This is a genomic window from Corynebacterium sp. CMW7794 (assembly GCF_001563605.1).
Lineage (GTDB): Bacteria > Actinomycetota > Actinomycetes > Mycobacteriales > Mycobacteriaceae > Corynebacterium > Corynebacterium phoceense.
Genome location: NZ_KQ961720.1, coordinates 22,237 through 36,593 on the forward strand (window position 1 = coordinate 22,237; position 14,357 = coordinate 36,593).

Annotated in this window: 15 protein-coding genes; 14 read left to right on the forward strand and 1 reads right to left on the reverse strand. The window is 64.2% G+C overall.

The window, feature by feature from the left end; all coding sequences use genetic code 11:
- The first annotated feature begins 53 nt into the window (after nt 1-53).
- From hisD to pyk, 14 genes are all read left to right on the forward strand, one after another.
- Entirely contained in the window at nt 54-1,373 is a 1,320-nt protein-coding gene (gene hisD / locus HMPREF3227_RS03220; protein ID WP_066487093.1) for a histidinol dehydrogenase, read from the forward strand.
- Between the two features lie 105 nt (nt 1,374-1,478).
- On the forward strand, nt 1,479-2,618 hold the full coding sequence (locus tag HMPREF3227_RS03225) for a histidinol-phosphate transaminase (RefSeq protein ID WP_066487091.1): 1,140 nt from the start codon (nt 1,479-1,481) through the stop codon (nt 2,616-2,618).
- Between the two features lie 144 nt (nt 2,619-2,762).
- Nucleotides 2,763-3,374 carry an imidazoleglycerol-phosphate dehydratase HisB gene (gene hisB / locus HMPREF3227_RS03230; RefSeq protein ID WP_066487250.1) on the forward strand — a complete coding sequence of 204 codons (612 nt, stop codon included), beginning with the start codon at nt 2,763-2,765 and terminating at the stop codon, nt 3,372-3,374.
- A gap of 13 nt (nt 3,375-3,387) precedes the next feature.
- Nucleotides 3,388-3,546 carry a hypothetical protein gene (locus HMPREF3227_RS13480; RefSeq protein WP_168162236.1) on the forward strand — a complete coding sequence of 53 codons (159 nt, stop codon included), beginning with the start codon at nt 3,388-3,390 and terminating at the stop codon, nt 3,544-3,546.
- Nucleotides 3,547-3,864: 318 nt separating this feature from the next.
- Nucleotides 3,865-5,073 (forward strand): MFS transporter, encoded by a 1,209-nt coding sequence (locus tag HMPREF3227_RS03235; RefSeq protein ID WP_066510249.1) that lies wholly within the window; start codon nt 3,865-3,867, stop codon nt 5,071-5,073.
- A gap of 3 nt (nt 5,074-5,076) precedes the next feature.
- Nucleotides 5,077-5,715, forward strand: coding sequence for an imidazole glycerol phosphate synthase subunit HisH (hisH, locus tag HMPREF3227_RS03240; RefSeq protein WP_066510222.1), 639 nt, complete (start codon nt 5,077-5,079; stop codon nt 5,713-5,715).
- A 93-nt stretch (nt 5,716-5,808) separates the two neighbouring features.
- A complete protein-coding gene (gene priA, locus HMPREF3227_RS03245; RefSeq protein ID WP_066510224.1) occupies nt 5,809-6,573 on the forward strand; it encodes a bifunctional 1-(5-phosphoribosyl)-5-((5-phosphoribosylamino)methylideneamino)imidazole-4-carboxamide isomerase/phosphoribosylanthranilate isomerase PriA in 765 nt (254 codons plus the stop codon).
- Between the two features lie 30 nt (nt 6,574-6,603).
- Nucleotides 6,604-7,506: an inositol monophosphatase family protein gene (locus HMPREF3227_RS03250; protein WP_066487085.1), complete on the forward strand. Its 903-nt coding sequence runs from the start codon at nt 6,604-6,606 to the stop codon at nt 7,504-7,506.
- 5 nt (nt 7,507-7,511) lie between these two features.
- Entirely contained in the window at nt 7,512-8,300 is a 789-nt protein-coding gene (gene hisF, locus HMPREF3227_RS03255) for an imidazole glycerol phosphate synthase subunit HisF (protein WP_066510231.1), read from the forward strand.
- Nucleotides 8,297-8,683 (forward strand): phosphoribosyl-AMP cyclohydrolase, encoded by a 387-nt coding sequence (gene hisI, locus HMPREF3227_RS03260; RefSeq protein WP_066487079.1) that lies wholly within the window; start codon nt 8,297-8,299, stop codon nt 8,681-8,683. The genes hisF and hisI overlap by 4 nt, the downstream gene beginning before the upstream one ends.
- A 42-nt stretch (nt 8,684-8,725) precedes the next feature.
- A complete protein-coding gene (locus HMPREF3227_RS03265) occupies nt 8,726-9,361 on the forward strand; it encodes a TIGR02234 family membrane protein (protein WP_082750230.1) in 636 nt (211 codons plus the stop codon).
- Nucleotides 9,362-9,576: 215 nt separating this feature from the next.
- Nucleotides 9,577-10,422, forward strand: coding sequence for an indole-3-glycerol phosphate synthase TrpC (locus HMPREF3227_RS03270; RefSeq protein ID WP_231725015.1), 846 nt, complete (start codon nt 9,577-9,579; stop codon nt 10,420-10,422).
- Between the two features lie 37 nt (nt 10,423-10,459).
- Nucleotides 10,460-11,407, forward strand: coding sequence for a prolipoprotein diacylglyceryl transferase (gene lgt, locus HMPREF3227_RS03275; protein WP_066510240.1), 948 nt, complete (start codon nt 10,460-10,462; stop codon nt 11,405-11,407).
- A 160-nt stretch (nt 11,408-11,567) separates the two neighbouring features.
- Entirely contained in the window at nt 11,568-12,989 is a 1,422-nt protein-coding gene (gene pyk, locus HMPREF3227_RS03280) for a pyruvate kinase (RefSeq protein WP_181734561.1), read from the forward strand.
- Between the two features lie 68 nt (nt 12,990-13,057).
- Here pyk and HMPREF3227_RS03285 read toward each other — a convergent pair whose 3' ends face one another.
- Nucleotides 13,058-14,170: a PrpF domain-containing protein gene (locus HMPREF3227_RS03285; RefSeq protein ID WP_066510245.1), complete on the reverse strand. Its 1,113-nt coding sequence runs from the start codon at nt 14,168-14,170 to the stop codon at nt 13,058-13,060.
- Nucleotides 14,171-14,357: the final 187 nt, after the last annotated feature.

Genomic DNA, 14,357 nt, shown 5'->3' on the forward strand with positions numbered 1-14,357 from the left:
CATTCGCTGGTCGCGGGAGCTTCCCGCGGCCGAAGGATATGAGAGGACGTCTCGTGCTTCAGGTCACCGACATGCGCGGAACCACCATGACCACAGCGGCTGTGCGCCGCGCCCTGCCCCGCGGCGGCACGGATGTTGCCGCCGTCCTCGACAAGGTCCAGCCTTTGGTCGACGCAGTGCGCGACGGCGGCGCTGCCGCGGCGCTCGACTTTGGCGAGAAATTCGACGGCGTACGCCCCGCTACGGTGCGCGTGCCCGCGGAAGAACTCGCCAAGGCTGCCACAGAGCTGGATCCTGAGGTCCGCGCCGCCATTGAGGAATCCATTGCCCGCGTGCGCAAGGTCCACGCGGAGCAGAAGCCGGAAAACCACACCACGGAGCTCGCGCCGGGCGCCACCGTCACGGAGGTCTTCGCGCCCATCGAGCGCGTGGGTCTCTATGTCCCGGGCGGCAAGGCGGTCTACCCGTCTTCCGTCATCATGAATACGGTTCCGGCCCAGGAAGCTGGCGCCTCGACGCTCGTCGTGGCCTCCCCGCCGCAGAAGGACTTTGGTGGTCTGCCGCACCCCACGGTGCTGGCCACCTGCTACATCCTCGGCGTCGATGAGGTCTGGGCCGTCGGTGGCGGCCAGGCCGTCGCCCTTCTTGCCTACGGCGACGATAACCCGGCGGAGGAGGAACCCCTTGAGCCCGTCGACATTATTACGGGTCCCGGCAATATCTTTGTCACTGCTGCCAAGCGTCTCGTGCGCGGCGTCGTCGGCACCGACGCGGAAGCTGGCCCGACCGAGATCGCTATCCTTGCCGATAAGACGGCTGACCCGGTCTTCGTGGCCTACGACCTCATCTCGCAGGCCGAGCATGATCCCATGGCGGCGAGCGTCCTCATCACGGACTCGCAGGAGCTTGCCGATGCCGTCGAGGCCGAGGTGTCTTCCCGCTATCAGGTCACCGCGAACTCCGAGCGCGCCGCAGAAGCCCTGCGCGGCCAGCAGTCCGGCATCGTCCTCGTCGACGACCTCGAGGCCGGCATCAAGGTCGCTGACGCGTATGCCGCGGAGCACCTTGAAATCCACACTGCCGACTCGCGTGCGGTCGCCGAGCGCATCAAGCACGCAGGCGCCATCTTCGTGGGTTCCTACTCGCCGGTGCCGCTGGGCGACTACATGGCAGGCTCTAACCACGTGCTGCCCACCTCTGGTTCCGCACGCTTTAGCGCAGGCCTGTCCACGCACACTTTCCTGCGCCCGGTCAACCTCATCGAATACGACAAGGATGCGCTGGGCGAGATCGCAGACAAGATCGTCCACTTCGCCAACGCCGAGGCCCTGCCGGCCCACGGCGAGGCCATCCGCGCCCGCTTCGCGCATTAACCCGCCCCGCATCGCACCATCTACCGACGCGGGGTACTCGGCAACGAGCACCCCGCGTTACGTCTTAGTCGCACACCCCGACTCCCAGAGAAGGACCCCATCACCATGACCGCGAACGCAACGAACGAAACCTCCGCTTCGGGTATCACGCTCGAGGACCTGCCCCTGCGCGAGGAGCTGCGCGGCAAGTTCGCCTACGGCGCCCCGCAGCTTACCGTCGCCAACCAGCTCAACACGAACGAGAACCCCTACCCGCCGTCCCAGGCACTCGTCGACGATCTCGTCGCCGAGGTTGCTCGCTTGGCCACGACGCTCAACCGCTACCCGGAGCGCGACGCCGTCGAGCTGCGTCGTGACTTGGCTGCGTACGTCTCCGAGCAGACCGGTGTCGAGGTGAGCTACGAGCAGGTGTGGGCCGCTAACGGTTCTAACGAGGTGCTCCAGCAGCTCCTCCAGGCTTTCGGTGGCCCGGGCCGCACGGTGCTCGGCTTCCAGCCGTCTTACTCCATGCATCCCATCCTCGCGGCGGGCACGCAGACGCAGTTCCTCAACTGCCCGCGTGACGAGAACTTCCGAATTGATCTGGATGCGGCACTCGCCGCCATCGCGAAGCAGCAGCCTAATATCGTCTTCATTACGACGCCGAATAACCCGACGGGTGACGTCACTCCGCTCGAGGACATCGAGAAGCTCATTGATGCTGCGCCGGGCATCGTCATCGTCGACGAGGCCTACATGGAATTCTCGGACTCGCCGTCGTCCACGACGCTGCTGGCGAAGTACCCGACGAAGCTCGTGGTTTCCCGCACGATGTCGAAGGCTTTCGACTTCGCTGGCGGACGCCTGGGCTATTTCGTTGCGCATCCTGCGTTCGTCGAGGCCGTCATGTTGGTGCGTCTGCCGTACCACCTCTCCGTCCTGTCCCAGGCGGCCGCGCGCGTGGCGCTGCGCCACAGCAAGGACACGCTGGGCACGGTGGCCAAGCTTGCCGTGCAGCGTGACCGCGTTGTTTCCCGTCTTGAGGAGCTCGGCTATGAGGTCGTGCCCAGCGAGTCTAATTTCGTCTTCTTCGGTCGCTTCGCGGACCAGCACGAGGTGTGGGAGGAGTTCTTGAATCGCGACGTGCTCATCCGCGACGTGGGGGTGGACGGCTTCCTGCGCACAACCATCGGCCTCCCGGAAGAAAACGACGCGTTTCTCTCCGCCGCGCAGCAGCTCACCGGCTACATCGCGCCGCGCAGCTAGCCCGCTGTTCGGCTCCACTCCACTTCGACGAAAGCTATCCTTGCAACCATGAACGACAACACCCTCGAACCGCAGTGCGCGGAAGACACCGTGACGGACTCCCGGATTGAGAAGGCTCCTGGCGTCGCCGCCCACGGTGGCACCATGGAGGCGCGTCCGCAGCGCATTGGTACCGCCCAGCGCATCACTTCCGAGTCGCAGATCACCGTGGAGATCAACCTCGACGGCACCGGCAAGTCCGATATTGACTGCGGCCTGCCGTTCTTTGCGCACATGCTCACCGCATTCGCGACGCACGGCTCCTTCGACCTCAAGGTCCACGCGCAGGGCGACCTCGACGTCGACGCGCATCATACGGTCGAAGACACCGCCATTGTTCTGGGGCGCGCGTTCCTCGAGGCACTGGGGGATAAGAAGGGCATTCGTCGCTTCGGCTCCCAGCTGCTGCCCATGGATGAGACCCTCGTCGAGGGCGTGGTCGATATTTCGGGCCGCCCCTACTTCGTGATGAATGGCGAGCCAGAGAACATGGAATGGCAGATCATCGGTGGTCACTACGCCACCGTCATCAACCGCCACTTCTTCGAGACCTTCGCCATGCATTCTGATGTGACGCTTCACGTCAACGTCCGCTACGGCCGCGACCCGCACCACATTACGGAGGCTGAGTACAAGGCAGTAGCCCGTGCATTGCGCCAGGCCGTCGAGCCGGATCCGCGCGTGAGTGGCATTCCTTCGACAAAGGGTGCACTCTAGACTCGTGTTCTTTATGGTGTGGATCCTGTTCCTCATCGCTGGCTTGCTCGCCGGCGGTGCGTGGGCAGCGTATCAAAATGACTCGAAATTCTGGACCATCATCGCAGGCTTCCTCGCGGCGATCGCCTTTGCCGCGTCAGTGGCGTGGATGATCCCACAGATGCACGGATAGTTTCACTGCACGGTAAGTTCAGCGGCCGGCTCGGTAGCCCGGCCTGCATTTGCCGTCTACGCTAGTGAACGTCTATACCTAAAGGTTCCTACAGATTAAGGCTCCGGCACGTATCTGTTCATGCCGCAGCGGGAGAAAACTTCCGCCTGAGACGCTTGCGCTGGGCGCGGCGCGGCATGCGTGCGTGCAGCTGCCACAACAGACAGACGGAGAAAGGCGGGTGAGGTGGTGTCGCAGGAGACGCCGCAGGTCGAACAACAGGGGGGCGCTACGGGCACGGCTTTTAGCTTGTGGCGGGTTCCTGGCTATCTGGAAACGATGGCGGCCATCGCGGCGGCCTTCGGCGCGTGGTCACTGCTGTTGCCGCTGCTACCGCTTGCGGTGCTCGACAACGGTGGCTCGGCCGGGTTGGCCGGCGCGACTACGGGTATCTTCATGGCGGCGACCGTGCTCACCCAGATCGTCACCCCGCGGCTGCTGCGTTCCTTCGGCTACCGTCCCGTCATGGCGGGCGCCGCGTTTATGCTCGGCGTCCCGGCCTTGGGGCATCTTCTCGGCATGGAGCCCTGGCTCGTGCTCCTCTTCTGCGCACTGCGCGGCGTGGGCTTCGGTGCGCTCACCGTGGCCGAGTCAGCGCTCATCGCGGAACTCGTTCCGCTGCGCTACTTGGGCAAGGCGACCGGCATGATGGGCGTCTTCATCGGCCTGTCCCAGATGTTATTCCTGCCTGCGGGCCTTGCCATCGAGTCAGCATGGGGATTCTCGACCGCCTACATCCTGGCGGCCGCAATGGGACTTTTCGCCGCCATCATGTGCATCCGCTTGCCACGCGTGCGACCGGAATCCAAGGCGGACCGTGCCGCGGCGCGCGAGCACACCGATGGCCCGCCGCGCGTGGCGATGTGGAAGCTCGTGCTTGTGCCGGCGCTCTCCGTGACCACGTTGTCTATGAGCTACGGCCTCGTCTCGTCTTTCCTGCCAGCCTCCGTGCGCGAGATCGATCCCGTCACGGGCGCGGTGCTCGGCGGCATCATGCTTTCCCTCGTGGGTGGCGCCGCCATGGTCTTCCGCTATGCGGCGGGTGAGTTCGCGGACCGGACGGGACGCCCAGGCGTGCTCACCATCCCGGCGCAGATCCTCGGCTTCGCGGGCATGGGGCTCATGGCCGCGACCGTCGCCTTCGGCTGGTCGGTGTGGTGGCTCGTCCTCGCCGCCGTCGCTTTTGGTGGTGCGTTTGGCGTCATCCAAAACGAGGCGCTGCTGTCTATGTTCAACCGCCTGCCGCGTGAGAACGTCTCGGAGGCCTCCGCGGTGTGGAATATCTTCTATGATTCGGGCACCGGGCTGGGCTCCGTGGTTCTTGCTGCGCTCGTTCCACTGTGGGGCTACGCCGGTGCTTACGGTGCGGGCGCGTTCATCATCATCGGCGGCGTGGCCATCACGGGTCTCGACCTCTACCTCGGTGCGCACCGCGTGACCGAGTACGGCAACATCAAGACACGACTTAAGCGACTGCGTAAGGTGTAATCCATGACTGGAACCAAGAAGGTAGTCCTTCTCGACTACGGCGCGGGTAATCTGCGCTCGGCACAGCGCGCCCTCGAACGCGTGGGAGCCGATGTAACCGTCACGGCAGACCCCAAGATTGCGGTCGAAGCCGACGGCCTGCTCGTGCCCGGCGTGGGTGCGTTTGCGGCATGCATGGACGGACTGCGCGCCGTCCAGGGCCCTCGTGTTATTGGACAGCGTCTGGCCGGCGGACGCCCCGTCATGGGCATCTGTGTTGGCATGCAGATTCTCTTCGACGCCGGCAATGAGCATGGCATCCATGCGGAAGGCTGCGGGGAGTGGCCGGGGCTCGTGGAGCGTCTTCATGCGGATGTGCTGCCACACATGGGCTGGAATACCGTCGAGGTTCCGCAGGGCTCCCAGATGTTTGCGGAGCTTGACGCGGACGAGCGTTTCTACTTCGTGCACTCCTACGGCGTGCGCGAATGGACGCTCGAGACCGAAATTACGGAACCGCCCAAGGTGGCGTGGTCTGAGTACGGCGGAGACCGCTTCGTCGCTGCCGTCGAAAACGGCGCGCTGTGGGCCACCCAGTTCCACCCGGAGAAGTCCGGGGACGCCGGAAGCCAGCTGCTGAAGAACTGGCTCGAGACGCTTTAGCGCTGCGTCGCTTTCCGCCGCGCGCCAGTCGGACGCGTTGTAAAATCCAAAGTCATTGCCACTTTCGTATCGTCCTAGAAGGAAAAATCACCCATGAGCTTTACGTTGTTGCCCGCGGTCGACGTTGTCGATGGCCAGGCTGTTCGTCTCGACCAGGGCGAGGCCGGTACCGAGAAGTCCTACGGTGCGCCGCTCGAGGCGGCCCTTGAGTGGCAGGCGCAGGGTGCCCAGTGGCTGCACTTCGTGGACCTCGACGCCGCGTTCAACCGCGGCTCGAACCACGAGCTCATGGCGGAGATTACGGCGAAGCTCGACATCGAGGTCGAGCTCACCGGTGGCATCCGTGACGACGCCTCGCTTGAGCGCGCGCTCGCCACGGGCGCGCGCCGCGTCAATATCGGTACGGCCGCGCTCGAGAACCCTGAGTGGATTGCTCAGGTGCTCGCCAGCCACGGCGACCAGATAGCAGTGGACCTCGCCGTGCGCGAGATTGATGGCGAGTGGCGCACGCGCGGTAATGGCTGGGTCTCCGACGGCGGCGATCTGTGGGAGGTCCTCGAGCGCCTCGACGCCGCAGGCTGCCAGCGCTTCGTCGTCACGGACGTGACCAAGGACGGCACGCTCACCGGACCCAACGTTGAGTTGCTGCGCGAGGTCGCGGCGGCAACGGACGCCAAGGTGACGGCATCGGGAGGCATCTCGAGCCTCGACGACCTGCGCGAGCTGGCCCTGTACGAGAATGAGGGAATCGACTCGGCGATCATCGGCAAGGCGCTCTACGAAAAGAAGTTCACGCTCACCGAGGCGCTCGCCGCCGTGGCCGAGGTCGAGCCGTACCCCGAAGAAGCGGGAATCTAAGCCGCACTTACGGCTGGGAAGGATCCATCGATGGATAACGCGCTGTCACCGGTAGACATGTTGGCCATTGCGGAGGCGACGGTTGATTCCGTGAGCCCCGCCTTCATCGACGGCTTGGGCGCGCGCCCGGCTCGCTTCAAGGGCGAAGGCGACTTCGCGACCGAGGTGGACCTTGCCATCGAATCGGATCTACGCCAGTCGCTCACGCAGCTCACCGGCATTCCCGTCTTTGGCGAGGAAACTGGTGCCGCGGCACCAGGGGCGACCTATGACCGGGGCGCGGCGGAGTACGCGGCGGCATCGGAAAGCGCAGCGCGCTCCCCGCACTTCCTGGAGCAACAGGAAGGCGCGGACGCGGCGCGAATCAAGGCGCTCACCTCCGGCCCCGTCTGGGTTGTTGACCCCATCGACGGAACGGCGAATTACGCGGCGGGCAACCCGCTGTGTGGTGTGCTCGTCGCGCTGCTCATGGAAGGCAAGCCCGTCGCCGCCGTCGCTGACTTCCCGCTGCTGGGACGCCGCGTCGCGGCTGCGGAAGGCGCGCCGTTGCGTTCTGTGGGTGGCCCGCGTGGTGGCTTTGGTGGGGGACCGGATGCCCTCGGCTTTGAGGACTCCCGTGGCCATATTGGCTGCTCCTCGCACCTGAGCACCGGCATTTACCGGCATCTGCGCCATACCGGGCTGCGCCCGCGCATGACCGGCTCGGTGGGCCTCGACACCGCCTTCGTGGCCCAGGGCGTCTTTGACGGCGCGCTTAACTTCTCCATCCATCCGTGGGACAACGCGGCGGGCGCCTTGCTCGTCAAGGCCGCTGGCGGCATCGCCACGGACCCCGAGGGCAACGAATGGACGGCGCTCTCGCGTGGCCTCGTGGTGGGTACCCCGCAGGTTCACGCCACCCTCATGGACGCAATCGATAAGAATAGGATCTAGTTTTCATGGCACTCGCAGTGCGCGTTATCCCTTGTCTCGACGTCGATCACGGACGCGTGGTCAAGGGCGTGAAATTTGAAAACCTGCGCGACGCAGGCGATCCGGTCGAACTCGCCGCCCGCTATGACGAACTCGGTGCGGACGAGTTGACCTTCTTGGACGTTTCCGCCTCGAAGGATGGCCGCGGCACCATGCTCGACGTCGTGCGCCGCACGGCGGACCAGGTTTTTATTCCGCTTACCGTGGGTGGCGGCGTGCGTTCCGAACAGGACGTGCGTGAGCTCCTGCGCGCCGGCGCGGATAAAGTGTCGGTCAACTCCTCGGCCATCGCGCGCCCGGAGCTGCTGCGCGAGCTCGCGGACGTTTTTGGCTCCCAGTGCATCGTTTTGTCTGTCGATGCCCGTCGCGTCAAGGACCCGGAGGCGCTGGCGTCCGGCGACTTCCCGTCGGGGTTTGAGGTCACGACGCATGGCGGCACCCGCTCGGCGGGTCTCGACGCCATCGCGTGGGCGCGCCGCGGCGAGGAGCTCGGGGTAGGGGAGATCCTGCTCAACTCCATGGACGGTGACGGCACACGCGTGGGCTTTGACATCGAGCTTCTCGAGCTCGTGCGCGCGGCCGTTCACATTCCGGTGATTGCTTCTGGTGGCGCGGGCAAGGCGGAACACTTCCCGCCCGCCGTTGCCGCCGGTGCGGACGCGGTGCTCGCCGCCTCCATTTTCCACTTCGGCGATGTTGCCCTCTCTGAGGTCAAGGACGCTCTCGCGGATTCCGGATTTGAGGTGCGTCGATGAATACTGATGCTGCACAGGTTTCTAACGACCCAGCCGAGTTCGAGCTTGACCCCGCGGTCGCCGCGCGCCTCAAGCGCAATGATGTGGGCCTTGTGCCCGCCGTCGTGCAGGCGGACTCGGGCGAGGTCCTCATGATGGCGTGGATGGATGACCACGCGTTGGCGTATACGCTGGCCACGCGGCGCGGTACGTACTACTCGCGCTCGCGCCAGGAGTACTGGGTAAAGGGCCTTACCTCCGGCCACGTGCAGGCGGTGAAGTCCGTGCGACTAGACTGCGACGGCGACACTATTTTGCTCGTGGTCGAGCAGACCGGCGGCGCCTGCCATACAGGCGACCGCACGTGCTTTGATGCGGATCTGCTGCTCGGCGAGCACGACTAACACCAAAGACGCGTTACGCGTCGTACCGAGGAGGCGTGCCCTGTGGGCAGAAAATTCGGACCGCTGTTGATGGCTGTGGCCGCGACCTTGCTGTGGTTTTCTTCGCAGACGACGTGGATTACGGCGACGGTGGAGGACGATAAAGCGGGCACGGGGGAGCTCGCCGTGCAGGGCAGCACGTGGTCGCTGGAACTTACCGCCATCGCGTTGCTCTTCCTCGCCGGCGTCATCGCGGGACTCGCGCTGCGTCGCACCGCCCGCCGCATCGTGGGTGCCGTCGTGGCGCTCGCGGCCATCGGCGTGTCCTGGCGTCCCATGGTGGCACTTACCTCACAGGTGGATCTCGCCCGCCTTCAGACGCTGCTTCAGGCGCAGCAGTCTAATGACAACGCGGTGGAGTCCGTCGCTATCTCCAGTTGGGCCGTCGTCCGCGACGCGACCGTGACCCCGCTCGGCCCGGTGCTGGCGCTCATCGCCGCGGCGTTCGGACTCGTGGGCGGCATCCTGCTCGCCATGCGTCCCGGTGCTGACGGCGTGCGCTCGACCAAGTATGAGACGAAGGCAGCCCGCGCGGAGAAGCTCGAAGAAGAACTCGAGACCGCGCCCGACTCCGGGCGCGTCATGTGGGACGCCCTTGACGAGGATATCGATCCCACGGACCCGACGGGCCACCGTTAAATTCATTGTCGTTGCACTCTCGCTGGGGAGTCCCTGAACAGGCATGCTAGTTTACCCGGAGTTTCCGAAACGGGGGCAGTGCGCTGGGTCGTGATTTCTCTGTGCGCGCTCCTGCCCGCTACGCTGAAACTCATTCCTTGCAGTTCCAGGCCTGACCGTGGACCCCGCGGCAGGTGGTAGCGATGTCCTGCTTAGACAGGTGACGGGAGGTAACGGTGAGTGCCCCACTTCACGCGCCCCGGTCCCTGGTCGTAGATCAGCTCGTCGCTGCCGTGCGCAAGGACGTTGACGCCCGCGAGGCACAGGTGAGTTTCCGCGACATCAAGGCCCGATCCCGCGCCATGGATACCCCGCGCGACGCGAAGGCCGCCTTCCTCGCCCCCGGCTGTTCCATCATCACGGAGCTCAAGCGCGCCGTGCCCTATCGCGGCGAAATCATGCACCTCGAGACCCCAGAAGCCATGGCGCATCTCGCGCACAATCTGGAGTCAGTGGGGGTGCGCCTCCTCGCCGTGCAGACGGAGCGCCACCGTTTCCACGGATCGCTCGCCGATATGTGCCACGTGCGCGATGCCACGACGGTGCCCATGATCTGCCGCGACATCATTATCGACCCGTATCAGATTCATGAGGCGCGCTGCTATGGCGCGGACGTCGTGCCTCTCCAAGTCGAGCTTCTCGAGCAGCCCCACCTGGAATCCTTGCTCGACCGCATCGAGTCGCTAGGCATGTGTGCCCTCGCCGAGGTCCGCAGTCCTGAAGAAGCTGACAGAGCGCTCGAGGCCGGTGCCTCACTCATCGGCATCAACGCGTGGACGCTTGCCTCGGATGAGCTTTACCGCGAGGCGTTTGCCACCATCGTTCCGGGGCTTCCCGAGTCCGTCGTCCGCGTCGCCGTGGGCGGCGTGGAGAACTCCCGCAACCTTTTTGACTACGCGTCGCATGGCGCGGACGCGGTGCTCGTGGGGGAGTCCATTATGGCGGCCACCGATCCGTTGGGACTCGCGCGCCGCCTCGTCGCCACCGGCCAGCACCCGGCCTGCCCCTCCCGCAAGGGGTAAGCGCACGCAGTAGGCGACGATTTGGCACACTATCGGTGTGCAAGAAATGATCCTGGCTAATATCCCGTCCCCGTCGCAGGGCGTATGGCACCTCGGTCCCATTCCTGTCCGTGCCTACGCGCTGTGCATTATCCTCGGCATCCTCGTCGCGCTGTGGCTTACGCTGCGTCGCTACACCGCGCGCGGCGGCAACCCGGACACCGTGTGGGACGCGGCCATCGTCATCATCCCCGCCGGCATCATTGGCGGGCGCCTGTACCACGTCATCACGGACCACGATAAGTACTTTGGCGAGGGCCGCAACCCCATGGACGTGTTCAAGGTGACCAACGGTGGCCTGGGCATTTGGGGCGCGGTAGCCTTGGGCGCGGTCGCGCTCTGGGTCATGTTCAAGGTGAAGAAGGTGCCCTTCGCGCCCTTCGCCGACGCCGTGGCCCCCGGACTCATCCTCGCCCAAGCTATTGGCCGCTTCGGCAACTGGTTTAACCAAGAGCTCTACGGACGCGAAACCACCGTGCCGTGGGCGCTCGACATTTACTACCGCGTCGACGAGGCCGGCAGGTACGCCCCGGTCACGGGTCATTCCACAGGTGAGGTCATTGCCAGCGTCCATCCCACTTTCCTCTACGAGGCGTTATGGAATGTCGCCGTGTGTCTCTTCCTCATCTGGGCGCAAAAGAAGTGGAAACTTGGCCACGGTCGCGTCTTTGCCCTCTACGTCGCCGGCTATACGCTGGGGCGCTTCGTCGTCGAGAACATGCGCTCGGACGAGGCCACGCACGTCTTTGGTCTGCGCATCAACGTCATTGTCTCCGTCGTGTGCTTTGTCGTGGCGCTGGTCATCTTCTTCCGCCTGCGCCGGGGTCAAGAGACCTCGGCGGAGGTCGATCCGCACTATCAAGCAGAGCTTGCCGATGCCCCCTCGGGCGCGTCCCAGGAGCCTTCCGCGTCGCCTGCATCGAGCCCCTCGAAGCCCGAAAGGTAGTTCTTTATTTAAGCCCGGTTCCGCCCGTTTGGAACTGGGCTTTCGTGGTTTTGTGTCCGATTAGACAGTTTCTGTGGCATTTTTCAGTGGCCGGAAACGTCAGACGCGGGTACGTTGGGACTCGTTACAGTTCCCAACCGAGAAGGTTTAGAAAAGAATGCTGGACAGAAGAACCAAGATTGTCTGTACGCTCGGCCCTGCCGTCGCGAGTAAGGACGGTATCCTCCGCCTAGTCCAAGACGGCATGGACGTTGCCCGTCTCAACATGTCGCACGGTGATCCTGAGGATCACGAGAAGAACTACAAATGGGTTCGTGAAGCTACGGATGAGACCGGCCGCGCCGTCGGTATTCTCGCCGACCTTCAGGGACCAAAGATTCGCCTTGGTCGCTTTAAGAACACCGAGGAAATGTGGAACAACGGTGAGATCGTTCGCATCACCGTCGACGACGTCGAAGGCACGCACGACCGCGTGTCCACCACTTACAAGAATCTCGCCCAGGACGCCAAGCCGGGCGACCGCCTCCTCATTGACGACGGCAAGGTGGCCGTGGTCTGCAAGGAAGTCGACGGCAATGACGTTGTCTGTGAGGTCGTCGAGGGCGGCCCAGTCTCCAACAACAAGGGCGTCTCCCTGCCGGGCATGGACATCTCCGTGCCGGCCCTGTCCGAGAAGGACATTCGCGACCTGCGCTTCGCACTGAACCTCGGCGTCGACCTCGTCGCCCTGTCCTTCGTGCGTTCCCCGGCTGACGTCGACCTCGTCCACCAGATCATGGACGAGGAAGGCCGCCGCGTGCCGGTCATCGCCAAGCTCGAGAAGCCGGAGGCCGTGGACGCCCTCGAGTCCATCGTCCTTGCCTTCGACGCCATCATGATTGCCCGCGGCGACCTCGGAGTCGAGGTTCCGCTCGAGCAGGTGCCGCTGTTCCAGAAGCGCGCCATCCAGATCGCGCGTGAGAACGCTAAGCCGGTCATCGTTGCAACGCAGATGCTCGACTCCATGATCAACAACCTGCGCCCGACGCGTGCTGAGGCCTCTGACGTCGCCAACGCCGTCCTCGACGGCGCTGATGCTGTCATGCTCTCTGGCGAGACCTCCGTGGGTATCGACCCGCAGAACGTCGTGCGCACCATGGGCCGCATCGTCTCCTCCGCGGAGACCGACGGCACCGTGCCGCCGCTGTCTCACGTCCCGCGCACCAAGCGCGGCATTGTGTCTTACTCGGCACGCGATATCGCAGAGCGTCTCAACGCCAAGGCCATCGTCGCCTTCACCACGTCGGGTGATACCGCCAAGCGTGTGGCTCGCCTACACTCGCACCTGCCGCTCCTCGCGTTCACGCCCTACCCTGAGGTGCGCTCACAGCTGGCTCTGACCTGGGGCGCGGAGACCTTCCTCACACCGTCCGTCGAGTCCACTGATGACATGATGGCTGCCATTGACGAGGCCCTCCTCGCGATGGATCGCTACAACGAGGGCGACATGGTTGTCGTCATCGCTGGTACGCCTCCGGGAATCGCTGGCAACACCAACATGGTTCAGGTTCACACCCTGGGTGAAACTACGAAGATGAAGTAGTCCTTTCACCAACGAAGCCCTCCGCGTTCACGGCTTGAACACGGAGGGCTTTCGCGTGCGGTAAGTCTCTAGGGCGCTGCAACTTCGCCGCGCATGAGGATCCGGGCGCTGCGCACCAGCTGGGTCGCCGCGAGCGCGTTGCCGTCATAGCGCGCGCCAGCGGTCACCGCACCAGACGGCGTGCCGATGCGTACTGAACGCAGCTCGGACGAGCCAATCGCTTCGGCGATGATGCCGCCCTTGATGGAGGCGGCTGCGGCGATGCACATCGCACCCGTGCCAGGCACTGCCTTGTGCGTCTTCTGCATGCTCAGAGTGCGCACGAGGACGTCGTGGCCCTCTGCCTCGAGCTGCGTCCCATCCAGCAGCGGTGCCGCAGTCGGAGGCGCCACGACAGCAATCTTCGGCGCGGCCTGCGCGGGCTCCATCCCCATGAGCTTCGCGCCGGCGGCACGGATCCGTTCGAGTCGAGCCATAACCTCGGTGCCATCGAAGGACAACTGCGTTGGGTCTGCGTTTACGTCCGAAGCACGCACGAAGACCATGGGCAGGCATGCGTCAACGAGCGAGACCTCAATGTCGCCGCCCTCATCGTGCACAATATCCGTGGCATTTCCCGTAGGTAGCAAGCCGCTGGTGCGGCTGCCCGCCGGATCGGGGTATTCCAAGGTAATGGGAGAGCCAGTGCCCGCAACGCCCGGCAGCGCGAAGTCTCCATGTACCTGGGCGCGGCCACCAACAACCGTGAGCCGGGCGATGACCGTCTTCGAGGTATTCGTATTGAACAATCGAACGGCATGCTCGCCATCGGGCAACGTCAGGAGGCCTGCCTCGAGCGCGAACGGCGCAATAGCGGAGGAGAGATTACCGCAGTTTGCCGAATAATCCACCGACGTAGTATCGACGGCGACCTGGGCGAAAGTATACGTGAGGTCATGCTCATCGTCGCTCGCCGTGTCCACAATCATGACCTTGGACAGAGACGAAATACCGCCGCCCATGCCATCGAGCTGCCGCCCGTTCGGATCCGGCGAGCCCATCATCGCGCAGAAGAGGGCGTCACGTTCTGCTCGGTCAGCCGGCAAATCCGCAGCATTAAAAAAGACGCCCTTCGACGTGCCCCCTCGGATGAAGTAGGCTTTGAGCCACTGGATGTCGTTCGAATTCTCACCGGTAGTCATGCTGTCGAATGTACCTCACTTGCTGGCAGTCAACTGGAAGTTTGTTCGAAATTTCCCCGGATGGTGGTCGTGAGCCTTCGGCAGCCGAACTCTCCCTATAGGATTCAACCTTGAAGTTGGAGCTAGGTAAAAGGGATAGAAATGAAACCTAAAACGGCTCTTCCGGTTTTAGAGTGCATTGATTAGT